At 45.6% G+C, this 19,221-nt stretch carries 14 protein-coding genes; 3 read left to right on the plus strand and 11 right to left on the minus strand.

Going from position 1 to position 19,221, the window contains the following annotated elements; all coding sequences use genetic code 11:
* The first annotated feature begins 126 nt into the window (after positions 1 to 126).
* Positions 127 to 309: a hypothetical protein gene (locus BLT35_RS27340; RefSeq protein WP_217634719.1), complete on the plus strand. Its 183-nt coding sequence runs from the start codon at positions 127 to 129 to the stop codon at positions 307 to 309.
* On the opposite strand, the gene BLT35_RS27925 is transcribed toward BLT35_RS27340, so the two are convergent.
* The gene (locus tag BLT35_RS27925; RefSeq protein ID WP_083351316.1) at positions 269 to 721 is read right to left on the minus strand and encodes a helix-turn-helix domain-containing protein; all 453 of its coding nucleotides are present in this window, start codon (positions 719 to 721) and stop codon (positions 269 to 271) included. The two genes, BLT35_RS27340 and BLT35_RS27925, sit on opposite strands and share 41 nt — an antisense overlap.
* Here BLT35_RS27925 and BLT35_RS16110 point away from each other — a divergent pair.
* Together BLT35_RS16110 and BLT35_RS16115 are read left to right on the plus strand one after the other, a co-directional pair.
* Positions 636 to 1,253 (plus strand): LexA family protein, encoded by a 618-nt coding sequence (locus BLT35_RS16110; RefSeq protein WP_074728948.1) that lies wholly within the window; start codon positions 636 to 638, stop codon positions 1,251 to 1,253. The two genes, BLT35_RS27925 and BLT35_RS16110, sit on opposite strands and share 86 nt — an antisense overlap.
* Before the next feature lie 4 nt (positions 1,254 to 1,257).
* Positions 1,258 to 2,754: a recombinase family protein gene (locus tag BLT35_RS16115; protein ID WP_074728950.1), complete on the plus strand. Its 1,497-nt coding sequence runs from the start codon at positions 1,258 to 1,260 to the stop codon at positions 2,752 to 2,754.
* Between the two features lie 19 nt (positions 2,755 to 2,773).
* Here BLT35_RS16115 and BLT35_RS16120 read toward each other — a convergent pair whose 3' ends face one another.
* The 10 genes from BLT35_RS16120 to BLT35_RS16165 all read right to left on the minus strand — a co-directional run bounded on the left by BLT35_RS16120 (position 2,774) and on the right by BLT35_RS16165 (position 19,159).
* On the minus strand, positions 2,774 to 4,012 hold the full coding sequence (locus BLT35_RS16120; RefSeq protein WP_074728952.1) for a DEAD/DEAH box helicase family protein: 1,239 nt from the start codon (positions 4,010 to 4,012) through the stop codon (positions 2,774 to 2,776).
* Between the two features lie 26 nt (positions 4,013 to 4,038).
* Positions 4,039 to 4,437 carry a hypothetical protein gene (locus tag BLT35_RS16125; protein ID WP_054817677.1) on the minus strand — a complete coding sequence of 133 codons (399 nt, stop codon included), beginning with the start codon at positions 4,435 to 4,437 and terminating at the stop codon, positions 4,039 to 4,041.
* 92 nt (positions 4,438 to 4,529) lie between these two features.
* Positions 4,530 to 5,252 carry a response regulator gene (locus tag BLT35_RS16130; protein WP_062410145.1) on the minus strand — a complete coding sequence of 241 codons (723 nt, stop codon included), beginning with the start codon at positions 5,250 to 5,252 and terminating at the stop codon, positions 4,530 to 4,532.
* A gap of 4 nt (positions 5,253 to 5,256) precedes the next feature.
* Positions 5,257 to 6,411, minus strand: a complete 1,155-nt coding sequence (locus BLT35_RS16135) for a sensor histidine kinase (RefSeq protein ID WP_054817678.1) — start codon at positions 6,409 to 6,411, stop codon at positions 5,257 to 5,259.
* A gap of 88 nt (positions 6,412 to 6,499) precedes the next feature.
* The gene (locus tag BLT35_RS16140) at positions 6,500 to 9,127 is read right to left on the minus strand and encodes a stalk domain-containing protein (protein WP_074728954.1); all 2,628 of its coding nucleotides are present in this window, start codon (positions 9,125 to 9,127) and stop codon (positions 6,500 to 6,502) included.
* A 157-nt stretch (positions 9,128 to 9,284) separates the two neighbouring features.
* Entirely contained in the window at positions 9,285 to 10,490 is a 1,206-nt protein-coding gene (gene metK, locus BLT35_RS16145) for a methionine adenosyltransferase (RefSeq protein WP_137670886.1), read from the minus strand.
* Between the two features lie 184 nt (positions 10,491 to 10,674).
* Positions 10,675 to 10,947: an alpha/beta-type small acid-soluble spore protein gene (locus tag BLT35_RS16150; protein ID WP_074728956.1), complete on the minus strand. Its 273-nt coding sequence runs from the start codon at positions 10,945 to 10,947 to the stop codon at positions 10,675 to 10,677.
* 88 nt (positions 10,948 to 11,035) lie between these two features.
* Entirely contained in the window at positions 11,036 to 11,629 is a 594-nt protein-coding gene (locus BLT35_RS16155; protein ID WP_235594183.1) for a hypothetical protein, read from the minus strand.
* 78 nt (positions 11,630 to 11,707) lie between these two features.
* The gene (locus BLT35_RS16160; RefSeq protein ID WP_074728958.1) at positions 11,708 to 14,947 is read right to left on the minus strand and encodes an S-layer homology domain-containing protein; all 3,240 of its coding nucleotides are present in this window, start codon (positions 14,945 to 14,947) and stop codon (positions 11,708 to 11,710) included.
* A 450-nt stretch (positions 14,948 to 15,397) separates the two neighbouring features.
* Positions 15,398 to 19,159 (minus strand): S-layer homology domain-containing protein, encoded by a 3,762-nt coding sequence (locus tag BLT35_RS16165; protein WP_235594370.1) that lies wholly within the window; start codon positions 19,157 to 19,159, stop codon positions 15,398 to 15,400.
* Positions 19,160 to 19,221 lie beyond the last annotated feature (62 nt).

The following is a 19,221-nucleotide window of genomic DNA, read 5'->3' on the forward strand; positions in this document are numbered from 1 at the left end:
CTGTTCCATTCTCGTCAATATAACCCCTGACCCCATTGATAGTGATTAATTGCATTCCACTTCCTCCTTCCCCATTAATCAGATTCAGTTTTCAAAGAACCGGAAAGAATCATTAGGAACTGTTTTATGCTGATTGCTGTGCCTTTTGATTTAGCTTATCAATGTACTTCGGTAGTATTCTGGCGATTAGTCGATGGAGATTTTTCATTGCTTCAGGTGATGGTTGGTTCATGTTTTGATCTCCTCCTTTCTCCACCTAAAGGACATCTCAGGCAGTCGTTTGTTCCCGTTCGGGAACGTTTTGAGTAAAAAAATTTATTATCTCTACCTCCGGAATGCCCAGCGTATCGAGAATTATTCCGAATTCATTCACGCTAATTTTGATTCTCCCAGTTTCTTTTTTATGGTACGAAGAACGAGAAATATTCAGCGCGGAAGCCACTTTCTCTTGCGAAATTTGCCTCGACATCCTCTCATATCTCAATTTTTGAAGGTTGAACTTCATATGCATCACCTCCTGTCTGTGTAGCCTATAATATCTATTTCGTTCCCGTTTGTCAACAATAAAATGTATTCTCTGTATTTTGTTGCCTATAGGGAACGATTGTGTTACAATTGTTCCCGAGGTGAAAATAATGAGGTCATCAAAAGAGGTAATTAATATAATAAAGAATCTACGAGAGCGTAAGGGTTTATCTGTCGAGGAGTTGGCTCGACGCATAGGGATCGCAAAATCAACGCTCTCGCGGTACGAGAACGGACAGCGAGAATTTCCTATAAATGATTTAGGACAATATGCAAAAACATTAGATACAACTGTCGAATATTTACTGGGAATTGAAAAGAACAATCAAAATTCATTAATTCCACTCATCGGTACTATATGTGCTGGTAATGGACTTCTCGCCGAACAAAATATCGAAGATTATATTCACTATCCTTTCCAACAAAAACGCCAACCAGATTATGCGCTCCGCGTTAAAGGAGATTCCATGATTGGCGCAGGAATCGATGATGGAGATATCGTTTATATGCGGAATGCACAATGGGCTGAATATAATGGGCAGATTGTAGCTGCTATCATCAATGATGCTCAAGACGGCACGTTGAAACGCATAAAATGGTCAGAAGGTTCCCCCTATATACGATTAATTCCCGAAAATGAAGAATATGCTGAAATAGAAGTTTTACCTAGGGAAGTAATGATTTGTGGTATTTACATGGGGCATTTCAAACCAGAAAAGGAGATATAAAATTATGCGAGTTGCCGGTTACATCCGCGTGTCCACCGAAGAACAAGCAAAAGAAGGTTATTCTCTTGATGCACAACGGGACAAGCTAATCAACTTTTGCAAGTCCCAGGATTGGGATCTTGTTGAAATGCATATTGAAGAAGGTAAGTCGGCAAAGGATATGAATCGCCCTGAACTACAACGCATGTTATCAAATGCAAAGGACGGTCGCTATGAAGTTGTACTGGTTTATAGGCTGGACAGGCTTACCCGGTCCGTAATGGACTTATACGAACTTTTACAGACGTTTGAGGAGAACAACATTAAATTTAAGTCGGCAACAGAGATATACGACACGACAACGGCGATGGGCAAACTGTTTATTACCATCGTCGCCGCATTGGCGCAATGGGAGCGCGAGAACCTATCCGAACGTGTGCGGTTTGGTATGGAGGAATTGGTTCGCAGCGGTAAATGGCACGGAGGTCCTGTACCGTTTGGGTATTCATGGGACGGAATAACGATGCACGTTGTTGAAGATGAAGCGAGAATACTTAGAGAGTTGCGTAGATTATATATGAGCGGAGAAGGCTTCGGAAGTACAGCAAAAACATTAAATGCCCGTGGCCTTTTGCGGCGCAGTAACACTTGGTCTGCACAATCTGTCTGGTATGTTTTAGATAATCCGTTTTATGCCGGGAAACTCCGATACGGTGAAAAAAAGAAAAACGGCAAGTATGCATCACGGAAGAAGGAAGAGCGGGTTGAAGTGATTTGGGCAGATACCGGTTTTCCAACCATCTATACTTGGGAAGAATACCTGGAACATCGAGAGCGCATGAAGAGAAAGGAATTTTTCGGGTATTCCAAAAAACGTGAATATTGGTTCACGGGTGTTTTACGCTGCGCTCGGTGTGGAGCTACGTTGATAGGCAGGCCGTACAACAATAAAAAGAAGGACGGAACAAGATCGGAATCCATCGTTAACTATATTTGTTCCAATCGTTCATTGCGAAAAGGATGCAACCTACCACTTCTCAGGCAGTCCGTTGCCGAAAGCTTAATTAAGGAGCATATACGTAAAATAATTTTAAACCACGGCGAGATATCCGCCGCGGCGGAAGTGAGAAACGAAAATGAAATCCAAGATGAGCGCGAGCGACTGAACAAGGAGCTTAAGAGTATCGCAGAACGCCGTAAAAAGTGGCAATACATGTTTGCGGATGATTTGATTAGCGCCGAGGATTTGAGGGATCGAAGGAAAGAAGAGGACGAACGCGAACGGATCGTCAAGGATAGATTAGACGAGATTAGATCGCATGAGACTGGTGCCAGCCGAGAAACATTGAATAAACTTTTTGAGCTTCCCGAATTGTGGGACGTTTTGGACGACGTGGATCGACGTGAAATGATGCAAACGATATTTAAACGACTTGTTATTGAATGTAAGGTTGAGACAGGAGCCGGGGCAAAGAAAGGAAAGGAATTACCGTTTTATATTCAAAATGTGGAATACAATTGATTATTTATGCGCTATTTTTTTATTTACTTTTTGTCACATATGGTAATGCATCCAGTTCATCCACGATCACCAGCTCGAAGGCACGGTGAAACCGCATCAATTGGTGCGTCGTCGCCAACGTCAGCTCCCCCTGCTCCCACCGCTGCTCGCTCCCCCCGTAAAGCGTAACCACCTTGACCGACGGAAAAGCTTTCTCCAGCCGCGGCTTCAGCTCCAGTACCACGTCACGTCTTGGAGTTGCGACCACTACTTTTCCGCCGCATGCCAGCGTATATTGGATCATCGGAAAAATCATTTCCGTCTTCCCCGCTCCCGTAACCGCCCAAATTAAAAATTTTTTTGTCGGTCCTTCATTCTTATTTTTCCTTGAAAGGGGTTTATTTGCTTTCAAAAAATCCAACGCCAAGCCCGATGCTTCCTTCTGAACCTCGCTTAATCCCCAACGACTCAATATAGCCTGCCTATCCGGTTCCTGTGCCCACTCTTCCTTCTCTTGCGATTCATTCAAAGTCTCTGTGCGAATCAAAGGCGTACAGTATCGTACTCGCCCCATCGTCAAGCACGTTTCACAGTATGGGCAAGGGCCTTGGCAATACGGGCAATCCGTCCATACGATCGAAACCGGCACTTCTCCGTCGGCCCTTGGTCCGGGTCCCTTTCTCTTCGGATACCGCCGAGCCCCCTCGCTTCCGCATCGCCTGCACCGCCATTTTGATGAACTATCCAGCAAGAACTTCAGCACCCCGCCGGATTTTCGCTTCTCCACACCGGATTCGAGCACAATTCGTCCCTGAAGCCAAGCGCTCTGCAGCAAGTAACCGACTGCTTCTGCCCATTGCGGTTCGCCCTGGTTCTGCATCAATGCCTTGAACTCCTCCAAAAGCAAAAAACGTCCCTTCAGCAAAAACGACATCGTTGCGAGCACCCGCTCCATCTCGGTATTACCGTCAATAGAAGAACGCTCAAACATGGAAGGCTTCCATTCCCGCAGCCGCCACTCCCGCAGCTTTTTCCTTGCCATTCCGATCTCTCTGCCGCCGCTGCGCAATGTCTCCATCAGCTTTCCCTCTGCCGAACTCAGCGAAATATGATGTACCAGCTCCATAGCTTGTCCAAACGATAAGGCCGGCTCCAGCACACGAAGCTTGAATCGGCTGCCGTACAATCGGAACCAATGGTCTCGGTCGGCCCGAATATCCAAAGAAACGTGCCAAGAACAGCCTTTGGGAGAAAGCAAAACGTAGACCAAAGCCATCATGAATCGTCAATCCCCATTTCCATCCCTTATAAATACCTGTAAGCGTTTCCTAAATGATCATTGTGGTTAAGCCGGACAACAATCATCTGCTCATCCCGATGCTTCAGAACCCATTCATCCCAGTCCATTTCCGCTATCGTCCAGATGTTCAAATGATGCTCCAATCTTAACCGCTCGGCGATAGCCAATGTATCATCAGTCGATCCTTCATCAACAATGGTGACGGCGATGGTTCTGCCTTTGATCCAAGAGAAAAAGTGCAGCGAACGAAGATACCATTCCATCTGAAGCTGATTATTATATGTTCGCAGAACATAATGCGCAACCGGTTCAGTCCCCCGCCGTTTCCAGTGCCAATGCAGCAAATGGACGAGTAAGATCCCCCCAGCATAACAACCCATAATCCAAACCAAGCCTAACATCATAACGGCTTCCCTCCCTTAAGAGCATTATATGCTGCCCAAGAGAAGTTGGTTCCTTGCCCGAACCAAAGGCTATGATGAGCCTGGTGCGACGATTATAACGTAACCCAGCCGTTCTTTATGGCGACGATGACAGCCTGAGTACGATCGTCAACCTCCATTTTTTGCAAAATGCTGCTGACATGGTTTTTTACGGTCTTTTCACTGATGTAGAGGAACTCCCCAATCATCTTGTTGCTCTTGCCTTCAGCCATCAATCGCAGCACTTCGGCTTCCCTGCGCGTCAATGGGCTGTTATCCATATGTACATACTTCACATCGGCTTCTTTGGTTGAACCGGAAGCGGCAACCCCCTGCTCGTCCAGATATGTCATGCGGCGCAGTTGATTAATCAGCTTGCCGGTTACCTTCGGATGAATGTAAGCATGTCCCGCAACGACCGAACGAATGGCGTTAATTAACGATTCAGCCTCCATGTCCTTCAGCAAATAGCCGGATGCTCCTTTGCGCAGTGTTTCAAATACATAGCTCTCATCGTCATGAATGGATAAAATTATCACCTTGATGTCTGGAAAAATATCTTTAAGCTTCTCCGTGGCCATCACGCCGTTCTCGACCGGCATATTGATATCCATCAACACGATATCCGGATGGAGTGTGTTGCACAGTTCAAGCACCTGAATACCGTCACCGCATTCGCCGACGACCTCCAGATCGTTCTCCATGTTCAAAATGCGTTTTACGCCTTCGCGAAATAATTGATGGTCGTCCGCGAGAACGAGCTTTATGGGGCGTTTGCCGCTGGCCATAATGTCCATTTGGTTAATCCTCCTTGGAATCAGACTTGATCGGTATGACCATGGATATTTTCGTTCCCACTCCAACGGTAGAATGGATGTCCAATCTTCCTTCGAGCAGTTCCACGCGTTCCCGCATACCCATCAGTCCGTAATGACTTCCGTCTGTGATTTTCTTTTCGATATTATCTGTAATAAACCCGACCCCGTTATCGGTGATCGTGAGCTTGATCATTTGCTGCTGGAACGTCAGCTCCAGCGAGACGAATGAAGCTGCAGCGTGCTTATGCACATTGGAGAACGCTTCTTGAACCAAACGGTATACCGCAACCTCCATCCCTGAAGGCAGGCGGACTTCTTTGCCGATCAGTTCAAATTTCGTTCGGATTTTCGATTTTTCTTCATAATCTTGGACAAATTTCCTTAATGTCGGTACTAAACCAAGATCGTCGAGCGCCATGGGACGGAGATTGAAGATGATCTTACGGACCTCTTCGATCCCGCTCCTGACACTAACTTTTAAATCGTCTAATTCATTCTTAACGGCATTATAGGCCTGTTTGGCCAGCATTCGTTCGGTAATCTCCGTCCGAAGTACCATATTCGCCAAATTCTGTGCCAGACCGTCATGGATTTCCCGCGCAATACGCTTACGTTCCTCTTCCTGGGCCAAAATGATTTTAAGGCCCAGGAGCTGCCGATTTTTGGCAGACTCCAAGAGCCGCGTAACTTGATTCAAATCCCCGGTCAAATATTCCAGCACGACACCGAATTGGGAAACAAGCGCTTCCGCGCGTTCAAGCTGCTTATCCAAGTTCTTCAGACGTTTCTGCAGATCGTCCCTCCGCAGCTTCAAATGCAGCTCTTTTTCCCTATGGATGGCCAATTGCGCTTGAAGCTGTGTAGCCGCTTCATAGGCCATACGGATGTCTTCTTCATTGAAACGCTTGAAATCCCGGCTCACTTCAGTCAAACGCACACGAGAACGACGGTATTCCACTTCGAAGCGGTCTACCGTATCTATCGTTCTCGCGGTTTCTTCGAATACGATTTGCAGCTCTTTATTCAGCGCTTCGCGTTCTGCCCGGACGCTTTCACAGATCTCGTAAATTTGGTATTTGCTGTTCTCCATGACATCAATGGCATTCTTGATGACACGGTCAAAAACATCGACAGACATCCGGACAAAGCTCCTTCGCCATTTTTCTCAATAGCATTAGCAATATAGTACCATAATTTTGAAATATTGTGAGAGCTATTAGTACTAATTATTGCAGGGTCACTTGTCGGGTCTGCGGATCCCATGTCACTTTCCAGCCCAAATTCTCCGATAAGATGCGCAGCGGCACCATCGTCAAATTGTTCATGATGACCGGCGGCACTTCTGCCGTAACTCTTTGGCCATTCACGATCAGGTCTGGATTATCGATCCACAGATCAATCATTTTGCCGCCGCGAATGACGGTGACCTTGCGCTCCGTATCGTCCCACCGTACGGTTCCGCCAAGAGCGTCCGTCACAAAACGAATTGGGATCAAGGTATTGCCTTTTTCAATGACTGGGGCTTGCTCCAGCATCATTTTTTTCCCGTTAACGGTCACATCTTTTTTATTGATCGTCAGGCTAATCGAATTGAACGATGGTTTCGCCAAACCGCCTCTGTACGTAAACGTGATATCATCAATCCCGATGGCGCTTTTGGCAAGGCGCTCATCCTGACCGATCTCCTCATTGACGACATAAATGCTCTTCACCCGGATAGGGTAGCTTATTGGGTATTCCGACAGATCGGCAGTCACCTGCTTCCATCCCTTCCAGTTGATGCTGCGTGCCAAATCGACCAAATGAACCTTACCTGCATTATCCAGTATCTCCGCACGCAACCAGTTCAGGCTTTCGTCACCGTTGACTTTTACCTTCATATATTGAGGCTGCCCCTCGATCACAATACCGGTATTCATGGCTGCATAAGCCCATTTATTGCCTGTGCCTTGCGTAAAGTCGTAATTCAACTCCAGATACTTGTTTCCCGTTTCACTCAGCTTGATGGATACTCCAGCCTTAACCTCCTGAGGCTTCACTTCAGACGTCGTCATGACTGCAAAATTATCCAGATCATACCAAACTTTATCAACCCCTGCAGGGATGACAGTCATAGTGCTGTAGCCATCATACTTCGCTATGAGCTGGGCACCGGTGCTTCCGGCCAGGCTGTTCACTTTTAATGTTCCGTTGGCCAGCTCCCCTTGTATACCGAGCACTTCCCATTGGATCAGCTGCGGCGGGATTTCTCTGCTTTTTCCAGTTAAGGTTGTCGCAATAACCGGAGGCAGTTTAACGGACTCTCCCTCGGTTAGCGTCATGTTATCGGCCTTAATGCTCATGCTCTTCAATTGGTTTCTTCCTACGACTTCAATATTAGCCGTCGATTGCCCTTTGCCGTTTACGGCCGTCACTTTGGCCACTCCCGGTTTTGTTGCGGTGAATACATTTTCTTTGAATGTACCGCTATTGTCCGCGACACTCCATTGAGCCGGCAGTTTGGAGGTTTCTACAGGATTATAATAGATATCATAGGCCTTATAGCCTAACGCTGCCTGCTCGCCCACGAACATGAAGCTCGGGGCTTGAATGAAGATCTCTTTCACCTCACCTTGCGGAGCGGTAGAGTACACCCCTACGCCGTTGACAACGCGCCGCTGGGCGCCGGTTTCCGTTTTATTCACGAGGACAGGTTCAAATTCCCCTAGCGGGCGTGCAGCCATCTGTGTCGACCCGCCGCCGTCCAGATTTAGTCCTTTCCATACCCCCACCTTAATCATAAACTGCTGCAGCTCCTGCATGCTTAGCCCTTTGCTGTCGCCGTAATTATCGACGGTAATCAGATAGGCCGTTTTCATATCCTGCGAATACCCGATCGCCGTACGCGAACGATTGCAGCAAAGACTTGCGACTTCACGCGAGAAGGCCGCCGGCTTCCCCTCGTCCACCATAATCGTGTGGCCGCCAATCATCATTTTAAACGTACTCACATCATAATTTTTGTTCGGATCCTGTGCCAGCACTTGATAATCGGCTTTCAACGGATCTCCTTCTTTGAGGTGCGTAACGACAAAATCCGCCGCTTTGCCCGAGGCACGCAGAATATAACCATCCTCAGGAGCAATCATCCGGATAATGCCGTTAACGGCGATTTGTTTAATGATGCCATTCTGGACCAAGACCTCCGTCGGTACGGTTACTCCATCATTGGAGCGGTCTATCTGCCCCCATGCATTGGTATACATAAACATGCCGTCGATATGACTATGTTCCTTGCTCGGCTCGAACCAATAGTATGTTTTATTGATGCCCCCGAGCGGATAGGAAGCTCCGTCTTTGGCAATAATCGATCCTTTAAAAGTAAATAGGTCCACAATCGGCTTGTTGTTCTTGTCCAAGGCAAAAGAATAAAATCCCGGCAGGTAAGGCGGAGTAGCCATCAGCTGCCCATTGGAAATCTGAGGGCCCATGGGCACGCCTTCAGCCTGTGTATTATAAAAGTCACCATTGATCCCGGCGACCGCCTTCGTTTCCTTCGTCATTCCCAGTACCGTTTGTTTCTTCGTAAACTGATTTCCCGTACCCGTCATCACATCTAATTTCACGTTCGGATTCGTCAAATCAACTTCTATCACATTTCCATTGACTTGAACTTCTTTATTGTTCCGCATAGATTTCCATACATATTTCTTCAACACAGCACCAGACGTCAAAATTTCCTGGCTCAGCATCGTCACGGTCGGTTCATTCGCCGCATAAGCCGCATTCCCGCCTGTTCCCGGCCAAGACGACAGCAGCAGCGACGCTGCAAGGACAACACACGACAACTTTCGCCATTTCTTTTGCAAACTCACTCTTTTGTTCTCCTCTCTCGTTTCCACTCTCCTTTATCTTAGACTCTATTACTACCTAAAAAGTTACGATATTCTTCTTGAAAAATAGTGATAAAAAATCAAAAAGACGACCCGGGATACGGATCGTCTTGCTTAGACAGATCATGGGTTAAAACATTTAGTTCAGAGCATCCGCCTTAAGCAGCTCCGCTTTGTCCGTACGCTCCCACGGCAAATCCACATCCGTACGTCCAAAATGCCCGTAAGCTGCCGTTTGCTTGTAAATCGGGCGGCGCAGGTCAAGCATTTTAATGATGCCTGCCGGACGCAAGTCAAAGTTTTTGCGAACAATCTCTACCAGCTTCTGCTCGCTTACTTTGCCTGTACCGAATGTATCGACGGAAATCGATACCGGCTTGGCAACGCCAATAGCATAGGCCAGTTGAACTTCACACTTGTCTGCGAGGCCTGCGGCAACAATATTTTTCGCTACATAACGAGCGGCATATGCACCGGAACGGTCAACCTTAGTAGGATCCTTGCCGGAGAATGCACCGCCGCCGTGGCGTGCATAGCCGCCGTAGGTGTCAACGATGATTTTACGTCCTGTCAAACCGGCATCCCCTTGGGGCCCACCGATAACAAAACGGCCTGTCGGATTGATGAAATATTTGGTGTTTGCATCGATCAGATGATCCGGCACGATCGGTTTAATTACATGCTCTTTAATATCGGCCTGGATTTGCTCCAATGTCACATCTTCCCCGTGCTGCGTAGAAACAACAATGGTGTCTACACGAACTGGGGTAGGACCGTCATACTCAACAGTAACTTGTGTTTTTCCGTCAGGACGAAGGTAGGGAAGCTTGCCGTTCTTACGAACTTCTGTCAAACGGCGGGCAAGCTGATGCGAAAGCGAGATCGGCAGCGGCATCAATTCCGGCGTCTCGTTAACCGCAAACCCGAACATCATTCCTTGGTCACCTGCGCCAATGGCTTCAATCTCATCATCGGACATTAGTCCCTCACGTGCTTCAAGCGCTTTATTCACGCCCTGTGCGATGTCTGGAGACTGCTCGTTCAAGGAAACCAATACCGCGCAAGTTTGGGAGTCAAATCCGAATTTGGCGCGCGTATAACCGATATCTTTGATGGTTTGACGCGCAATCGCCTGGATATCGACATACTCCGAGCGGCTGCTGATTTCGCCAATGACAAGCACAAGACCTGTAGCAACCGAAACCTCACATGCTACGCGGGCATTCGGATCATTCGCCAAAAATGCATCCAATACGGAGTCTGAAATTTGATCACAAATTTTATCCGGATGACCTTCTGTAACAGACTCGGATGTAAATAAGCGGCGACCCACTGGATTAGACATAAGAATAACCTCCTAAGGCTAGTATTCATAAATACACGCATAAGTACACATACAAAAAATCAACCTTTTCCGCTTGGAAAAGGTTTCTTTGGCTGTTACCTTCTTTATAGTATGTTACTGGATTTGTCTAAGTGTGTCAATAAATTATGATAATTTCCAACAATAATTAACACAGGTGTCACGATTACAGGTTGAGCATCATTTCCTCGGCTTTTTTAATCAAACGTGCTGTAATCGTGCCTCCAACCGCACCGGCATCCCTCGATGCAATATGTCCCCAGTAATCTTCCTTTATGGAATGCGATGGAAGCGATCCTAATTCCGTAGCAAATTCCACGTTCATATTGGCCGCCTGCTTACCAACCGGGAGTCCAAGCTCCGCAGCGATCTCATATTTTAATACATCCAATGCCTTTCCGCTTTCCGGTACCACTTTTTTGTTGTTATTCTTAGCCACTACGAGTACCTCCTTTTTCGGAATGTAGTCATAGTGTTTCCTCTATGTAGACAAGCAAACGTATGAATGACTGGAGAAATGGGTAAAATTATGGAGTAACCTTGGAACCGTCGGCATTGGTTAACAAATAATTCCCGCGAACCATGACATAGATGTCTTGATTGGATTTCGGATCAGGCTTAATCCCGCGTCCCTCACGAGGAACAATGAGCAAATGGTTAAGTTCAACGCTTGTTCCTGCAGTAATATCTTTACCGGCCGTTACATCGGCAATTCCGTCTGCTGTAGAGCTAAAGGCAACAGCCTTTCCTGTTCGAACGATAATCTCGGCGCCTGCGCCGCCAAAAAGTAATTGGCCTTGCTCCAGCTTAATAACGGTAAGTCCAGAATTGGATACGGCAGGTTGGGTAGAATCACCTGTTCCGGAAGATGGAGCCGATCCGGTTTTGGCTAACTCCGAAGCGATGATCTGTCTGATTTTTTCTTCATTGAAGGTTTGTTTAGCGAGTTCATCAGCAATTTTATTTGCAATATTTTGGTCGAAATAGCTCTTCGTGATAACCGGGTCATCTACCGAACCGGGGACAGTACCGCCTTGGGGCGCATCGGCGTGGGCAAGGAGGATACCATTGATTCCAAAAATCAATACTGAGGCCGCAATCAGCTTTTTAATATTCAACACAAACCAACCCTCTCTCTTTTAAAGTAAAAAAGAAGACCCGAAGGTCTTCTTTCTTAAAGCTGGGTTCAATAATATTAATTATGAACCAGAACGATCAATTTGTACTTCAGTGGAAGCAGACTTACCGCTAGGTGCAGTCAATACCAAGTCAAATTGAGCAACGTTGCTACCAAATGTAACTGTACCATCTTCACTAATTTCTACCTTGTTGGCATTAGCATCAGTTATATTTGAATTTACAAGCGAAATGTTTTGAGCTGTAAAGATCACACCATAGATGTTTTTGTAATTGATCAAATTGAGACCATCAACTTTAACACCATAGTTATCGACAATTTCAAAGTCGCCCAAACCGCCTTTAGGGTTAGCAGTGAACTCATCAACCACTTTTACATTACCGCTGGCGCTAGCTGCAACTTTAACCTTTTTGTTGTTAGCCACTACACTTTCAATGCTAACAGGATCATTCTTAGTAGTTACAGTAGCAGATACAGTCTTAGACTCGCCTTTTAAGTTGGTATAGTTTACAGTAATTGTAGATGTACCTGTTTTGTAACCAAGCACATACCATTTACCTGCAGCGTTTTTACCAACTACAGCAGAGTTCGGATTGGAGGAAGTTACATTCTTAATGAAGTCATCAGGAATAGCAACTTTATCTCCAGCCGCATTCGTTACTGTAAGGTTAATGCGTTTTTTCAGCGGGCTCTTGGATGGGTCACCGACATTTGCTTTGTAAACATCATTAGTAACAGATTCAGCAAGCTTACTATCTTTGGTGTTGTAAATATCACCAAGAGAAACCAAGCTATAAGTCAGATCTTCATTGACTTTAGTACCTTGAATTTGTTTCGTTGTAGTTGTTAATACAACGTCTTTTCCATCTTCATTCTTAACAATTTGAATTTTCAGTGTTGCTTGTTTTCCTTCGGCACCTGGTTTAGCCCAAATTCTCAGACCCTCGTTAAGTTGTTTGAAGGAATTATTAGCCCACTCATCTTTGTTGCCGAAAGTAAAGGATTTAGTAGCATCAACCAATACATTTTCAGGTTTAGTTCCATCTTGATTGGATTGGCTGTCGTCATCCTTTGTTATATAGAAGAAGTTCTCACCTGCAGGTGCTTCAAGAGCTACATATACACTGTAATTTACAGTAGTCCCAACATTTTTGTTTTTATCTGTACCCAAGTTGTAATCCATTTGTTTTCCATACTGATCTTGGATCACGTATTTGAAGCTGCTATATGCATTTGGAATGATAGCTTTCGCAACTGGCGTAACTTCTCTGATTCTGTCAGGTGTACGAACATCAGAAATCGTGTAAGTTTTTGTAGCCGTGCTTTGTGCATTGGCTGTAGCAATATACGCCGTAACGGTAACCGAACCCTTCGAAGTACCATTGATGTTTTTCAGACGAATAGAGCCTTTGTGAGCACCAGTTTCCTCGATTTTTACATTGCCACTGTTTTCAACACCGGAAATATTGAATTTAATTCTCTCACGGTTGGTGTCATCAGTCAGGTCGTCTACGCTCAGTTGATTTCCTTGCTCATCATAAGCGATGATCGGGATATAAACATCATAGTCGCCAGCAGCAATTACATCATTGGAGTCGCCGATTTCTACTTTGGTTGCAACTTTAGCAGATTTAATGGAAACCTTGCCTGTTGCTGTAGCTGCCTGGCTAGTAACTGTGAACGTGTAATCGCCAGACTTATCGATGTTATCGTTCAAGGAAATCTTCAATCTCGGGACATTGCTGCCGTTATCTTCGATATCCTTGTCAACGATAGTGCCACCGCTCTTGTTTTGTCCAACATAATCATTCCAGATTACGTTAACTTCATTTTCCTTGAAGTCAGGGGAATCGTAAGCGATGTTGCTGCCATATTGATCATACAGGTTCAGATCAAATGTTGCATAATCACCTTTGCCAGTGATTGCTTTCGCTTCCTTATTGGAATATGTTGCTTCACCCAACTCTAATTTTTGAAGAATCGGTTGCGTACCCAGCTTAAAGTTTTTGGAAACTGTAATATGCTGATCGTTATTCACAACCGTTACAGGGATAACGGAAACCCCTTGTTGAGCATCACCATTAGACTTAGTATCCAAAGTCAAAGCAAGGATACCATCATCTTGACGGCTGATTTTCTTGTAAGTAGCAAGGGAAGTATATACAGTATAAGAGCCGCCGGAGAAGGAAGCATTCTCGCCGTATTGGTTTTTCGCAGCAAGCTTGATAACTACGCTGGAAGAATAAGCGATCGTATCGCTAGTTGTCAGGAAGTCGATGCTCTTCAGCTGCTCGTCTTCAGCAGTGAATTTGGCAACCGTTTTGTCAACTGCAGCTGCATCCAAGCCGCCCAATGTTACAGTGTACTCGCCAGCACGAACCTTGGAATCAGTCAAAGTCAGAACAGCAGATTGTTTGTCTTCAGCCCACTCAACAGTAACTGGAACGTCAGCAGACCCTCTAGAAAGCTTAAGTGTAGCCTTCTCAGTGTCAACATCTCTGTCCAATTTCACTTCAACTTTCTGAACGCCGATTGCTTTTGCGGAAGCAATAGATGCTTTTTCAGGTTTGTTGAGGTTTTTGAATTGTTCTTGAGCTGCATAAGATGCAAGCACCAACAGATCGCGAGTTGCAGCGGAAGTACCACCGAAAGTACCGTCAGGTCCGCTAGTCAGGATTTGTCTCTCGATTGCAAGCGCAACATATCCTTTAGCCCAGTCGGATACAGTATGGTCGCTTACGCCTGGAGTTGCTTTAGCTTGAGCGTCAAGGCCAAGACCGCGCAGCAAGAAAGCAGCAAGCTCTTGCTTTGTTACTTCGCCAGCAGGGTTATATTGACCAGGCGCATAGCCGTCAGTCAAACCTGCAGCTTTCAAAGCTTCGATGTAAGGAAGAGCGTAGCCGTTAGCCGGATCGTCTGCTTTCACATCGGAGAAACTGGAAGTTGTCAGGGAAGTGTCAACATCCAATTTGAAGATCAAAGCGGCGACTTTCGCAAATTGAGCGCGGTTCATTTTGTCGTTAAGACCAAATACGCCCTCGCTTACGCCATCAAAGATACCAGCAGAAATCAATGCATCAAATTTAGCTCTAGTAGCTTCATCCAGATCTTTCAGATCGCTGAAGCTGGAAGAATCTTTTGCAGCTTCTGCACCCAGCGCTACGGAAGAAAACATCGAGAATGCCATAGCCAGGGATAAAATAGCAGATAAACTTTTCTTCATAACCTTTTTTTCTCCTCCTCGAATATCTTTCGGTTGTTGAGAGTTCTGTGTAGATAAACTATAGCTCGATTCCCTCATTAGCCGATTCACCCCCTTCCCAGAGTTGAGCGAAATGATTTTTATTAGTTATGTCTGCAATGTATAAATTGCAGAAACTAGTAAACAATAATAGAGAGTCGCATGCCATTTAACATTATACACCGACACGCTACCAAGGTAAAGAGTTAATTTTGAGAAAATTATCCAAAGGGTTAACTCTTGGCTTGTTATTGTTTAGTTTCATTGTATTAAACGCACTGTTTTCGAAAAAGTTGCGCTTTCTGAAAAAACTTTTATAAGATTTTTCGCAGCTACACAGTATGTATTCTGAGTATATCAACTTATCTATCAACATGTTGTATCGTACGTTTAACAAGGATAGTATACAACTATATCATACACTTAGTCATTACGAATAATTTTCCATAATTGTCACTCAAAAGCCGCCAACTCATGTTTCTAGATCCATGCTGTTGGCGGCTTCATCACTTATTTAGGAAGCTTCTTCTGCTGTTTCAGCACGCGCTCCAATACAGCTGCCGCCTGCACCCGCGTAAAGTTTTGCCGCGGATCGAAACGGTAGGTTGCTTTCTTTTGTCCTGTAAGAAGCACGTTCTCAATTCCTTGGATCAAACCGGCCTTAGTGACGGCTTCCACCGATGGTGAGGCATAAAAATCAATTTCAGAGCCATCGGTAAATTGTTTTTGCAATGCTGCGATCGACTTTGCCGTATCGGAAGATAGTTTAAGTTCCGCTGCCCTTGCAATCATCACAGCCGCATCCTGACGCGTGATCGCACTTCCGGGGTTAAACAAGCCTCCGGCGTTTCCTCTAACGATTCCGGCTCTGGCTGCGGTCTCGATGTATTTATAATCATACAAAGGATTAGTACTGCCGGTAGCCGGAACATCTCTAAACGTTTGAGTACCGCTATAGTTCAAAGGCAGATCAAAAGCTTTGACCAGCACCGTTGCAAATTCCCCGCGAGTAATGGGCTCGTTAGGGACAAACAAAGCGGGTGATTTGTTATACATGTATCCTTTGGAGTACAGCGTATCTAAAGTATCTCTTCCCCACTCATGGCTGGTAATATCATTGAAGCTGTCGTACATGTACATGACCTGGAAATAGCCGAAGTGATCGATAGGCACCGTAATCGTGTTTTTCTTCGGATCGACGACACCGCCGATATTTTTCCACGCCAACGTGGTCATGCCCCGGTAATCTTCAAAGATATCTAATTGATACACCGTTACATACTTCCAGGAATCTTCGCGAATGCTGTTATCGTATTTCAGTGTCAACTCTCCGCGCTTGGTAGGCACAACCATATCCTTTAAATCGTTTACGGTTCTTTTTTGATAGAAGCGCACATTGCTGGAGCTGCCATCCACATTGTACGGATCTTGTCCGGTACCTGTCAACGCTTCCTTTAGCTTATCCGTATCCATATAATCGTTCTCTTTAATATAACCGGCATTGATCCAATACAGCTGGCTGATCGGTCTAAACTTCCGAGTCGGCTCCTCTAAGAAAAAGCTGGCGCTTGCATCGCTGAGATAGTCTTTGCTAACTCTTCCATCCTTCGTATTGGCTATCCCAAAGAAAATCTTGCGATCGCCCGTCAAATATTGCTGCTGCGCTGTAGGGTCATTGCGCATCAGCTTCGTATCTTTGGGGAACGTAAGCTCCAGATCGCCTTCAAACAGCTTATATTTGTTTTGAAGCGGCATCAGCATTTGGGCGCCCTCGATCGAGGTGTTAACGTTATTCACGACGAAGCTGCCTTTTGTCTGCTCCGTACCGCGAATTACGGTAAAATTGATTGTGTTGTTTCCGGACTTCAAATTTTGATAACGGTAATAAAAATAAGGCTTGTTATCGGCCGGATCAATCTTGCTCCGGACAACATCATTTTTACCGAATATAACGCTGTCCGCATTCTCGGCCTCTAATTTAATATCCACAAAATTCCCATTGACCTTTGCCTGCTGCTGGTTGCCGACTTGGATCAATTGAGGCAGAATGACCCGATACGGAACCGGTTCGCGGGATATCGTAATCGTTCGGATTTCGGTGATACCTGTATTATTCGAGATAAGGAATTCAAAAACCACATCCCCGTTAAACGGCAGCGAAACGGGATTGGTTGTGAACCCGCCAGTAGAGGTATTGATATTTAAATATTGGACCTGTCCGCTGGCGGGAGAAGCGGGATAGCCCCAGCCTGGACCGGAACGAGCATCAAAAGTCAGAACAGGGTTCCCCTGAGTATCCGTCTTGCGCACATTTAATCGGATCGTGTCCGCATTCGTGAACATTCCGGTAAAAGATACTTCGGATGCATTAGTAACATATTTGTCCGGAGTCTGCGCTTTAGTAAACTTCTCCAACGGAGTAGGCAATATATCCCCTGCAAAAGCAGGAGTAGGCAGTGTGAATTTGAAAATTTCATACTGTGCCGTTGTTACGACCGTTCCGTTCAGGCGCAAACTGAATTTGATCGTATTTCTTCCTTCAACAATTAAAGATTCACCTGCCGGCAAAGCCGGAGACCAGGTGCGAGCCGCCCCTAAATCAAGCATCATCGTAGAATCATTGTTAGGGAAATCACCGGCAGTCAAATTGGTCGTTCTGCCATTCACAGCTACCTCTATATTCGGGTATTCAGTAGATGGCAGATTCATAATGCGTGCTTGCAAACAAACGGCACCCGGCGTTCCCCCCACGGTACATGCCGGTGTGTCCAGCGCCACGTTCTTAATCATCATATTGTTATGGAAGTTGATTGGAATGACATAAGGCGTGCTGGTGATCGTGACAGGGAAATCCAACCGTCCGTTGCTATCTCCGTTTGGCACAACGGATAATGTTGTATTGCCATCCCGAATTCCGCTCAATTGAAATTTCCATTTTTCCTCAGTGCCGACCGTACCGACATGCGTTGCAGTGAAATTGGTAGGCGTACCAGCAACATTCGCTACCACCGTGCCTGTTGCGGGATTAACATTCGTCGTATAAACGAAGAATTCCGAAGGAAGCTCATTGATTTCATTTCCGCCGTTCTCATTCAGCGCTACTTCAATAGGCACTCCCAAAGCGTCATTACCTAGATTTTTAGTAACCTTGGTGACATAAGGGGCTGTCGGATCGTAATAATTGAAATGAAAAACTTGCTGCGGCACCTGACCGATCAAACCCGTACCGGTAAAGAATGTGATAATAATCGTTTGCTTCCGGTTTGTCGGCAGAGCAAGCGGAACGGATCCCAAATCAAATATTTTATAGTGTGATGTAGTCTGGAGAACAGGCAGCGCCGATGGTCCTGTAAAATCAACGCGAGTCGTGGGCCCGTTCACTACTTGAATATCAGCGTACACATATTTGGTCACCGTGGTTGATCCCGTTTCAAAATCAACCTTAAGCTTCCCTGTAAGAATGGCCGATGTTTGATCCAGTTGAGGCAATGGGTCGTTCACCAGCTTTTGAGGGGTCGACCCTGGAGCCGCGGATTGGATGGCTCCATCGTACAAAAACGGACCGCCGTCATTAAAAACAAATTTGCGTGTCAGCGTATACGAATTCGTACTGTTGCTCGCAACAATTTTAAAAATATTGTCCCCCGCCTGCATATTGAATTCACCATTGCGGCTTGGGATAAAGGTGAAGTCTCCATTGCTGCTGCGGTATGCGGTGATCGGATTGGATTGCCCTAACAAATACCCTTGTATAGTCGTCGCATTAGGCGATTTCCCCGTAATGGTATAGGCTGTTTGGGTAGGATCCTGCGGATACATAAGATTGTCGTCCAAAGGAACCTGGTTAAATCTTAAATCCGTAATGTTCGTCGTAGGCGTAAATGTAATATAAGCAGGTTGTGAAGCCAGCCGGGTCACATCTCCCGTGAAGAACGTAATTTTATTAGTACCTTCCGTTAATTGGACATTATTAAAAGTAATCTCATAAGCAGAGCTGCGATTCCCTTTGTTTGTTCTGTTTTCTACCGGTGCCCCGGGATTTGTGCTCAAATTCTCAATCTCATAATAAATGCCTGCAATCTCCGAATCGTCAATGTTGTCAACTTCGACGGTTATATCCACATATTCGCTGGTTACCGGCGTTGGGCTGCTTTCATTGATGCTGAAACCCTTAACCTTTAAGGTGGTTGCAGCAAAAGCTGTTGTCAGCGGAACCATCATCGAAACCAGCATAGCCATGATGACAAAGATACTGACGAATCGCTTCTTCATTTGTTTCAATGGTCTTTTCCTCCTTATGTATAAAAAATGCATTATCAACGGGAATGAATGCT

The organism is Paenibacillus naphthalenovorans, from assembly GCF_900099895.1.
In the GTDB taxonomy this organism is placed as follows: domain Bacteria; phylum Bacillota; class Bacilli; order Paenibacillales; family NBRC-103111; genus Paenibacillus_G; species Paenibacillus_G naphthalenovorans.

What these genes read in the sequence shown, in the direction of transcription:
- BLT35_RS16130 (WP_062410145.1), bottom strand. Translation starts at nt 5,252, where the DNA reads ATGGACATTATGGCCAGCGGCAAACGCCCCATAAAGCTCGTTCTCGCG.
- BLT35_RS16120 (WP_074728952.1), bottom strand. Translation starts at nt 4,012, where the DNA reads ATGATGGCTTTGGTCTACGTTTTGCTTTCTCCCAAAGGCTGTTCTTGG.
- BLT35_RS16165 (WP_235594370.1), bottom strand. Translation starts at nt 19,159, where the DNA reads ATGAAGAAGCGATTCGTCAGTATCTTTGTCATCATGGCTATGCTGGTT.
- BLT35_RS16125 (WP_054817677.1), bottom strand. Translation starts at nt 4,437, where the DNA reads ATGATGTTAGGCTTGGTTTGGATTATGGGTTGTTATGCTGGGGGGATC.
- BLT35_RS16135 (WP_054817678.1), bottom strand. Translation starts at nt 6,411, where the DNA reads ATGTCTGTCGATGTTTTTGACCGTGTCATCAAGAATGCCATTGATGTC.
- BLT35_RS27925 (WP_083351316.1), bottom strand. Translation starts at nt 721, where the DNA reads ATGCGTCGAGCCAACTCCTCGACAGATAAACCCTTACGCTCTCGTAGA.
- BLT35_RS16110 (WP_074728948.1), top strand. Translation starts at nt 636, where the DNA reads ATGAGGTCATCAAAAGAGGTAATTAATATAATAAAGAATCTACGAGAG.
- metK (WP_137670886.1), bottom strand. Translation starts at nt 10,490, where the DNA reads ATGTCTAATCCAGTGGGTCGCCGCTTATTTACATCCGAGTCTGTTACA.
- BLT35_RS16160 (WP_074728958.1), bottom strand. Translation starts at nt 14,947, where the DNA reads ATGAGGGAATCGAGCTATAGTTTATCTACACAGAACTCTCAACAACCG.
- BLT35_RS27340 (WP_217634719.1), top strand. Translation starts at nt 127, where the DNA reads ATGCTGATTGCTGTGCCTTTTGATTTAGCTTATCAATGTACTTCGGTA.
- BLT35_RS16115 (WP_074728950.1), top strand. Translation starts at nt 1,258, where the DNA reads ATGCGAGTTGCCGGTTACATCCGCGTGTCCACCGAAGAACAAGCAAAA.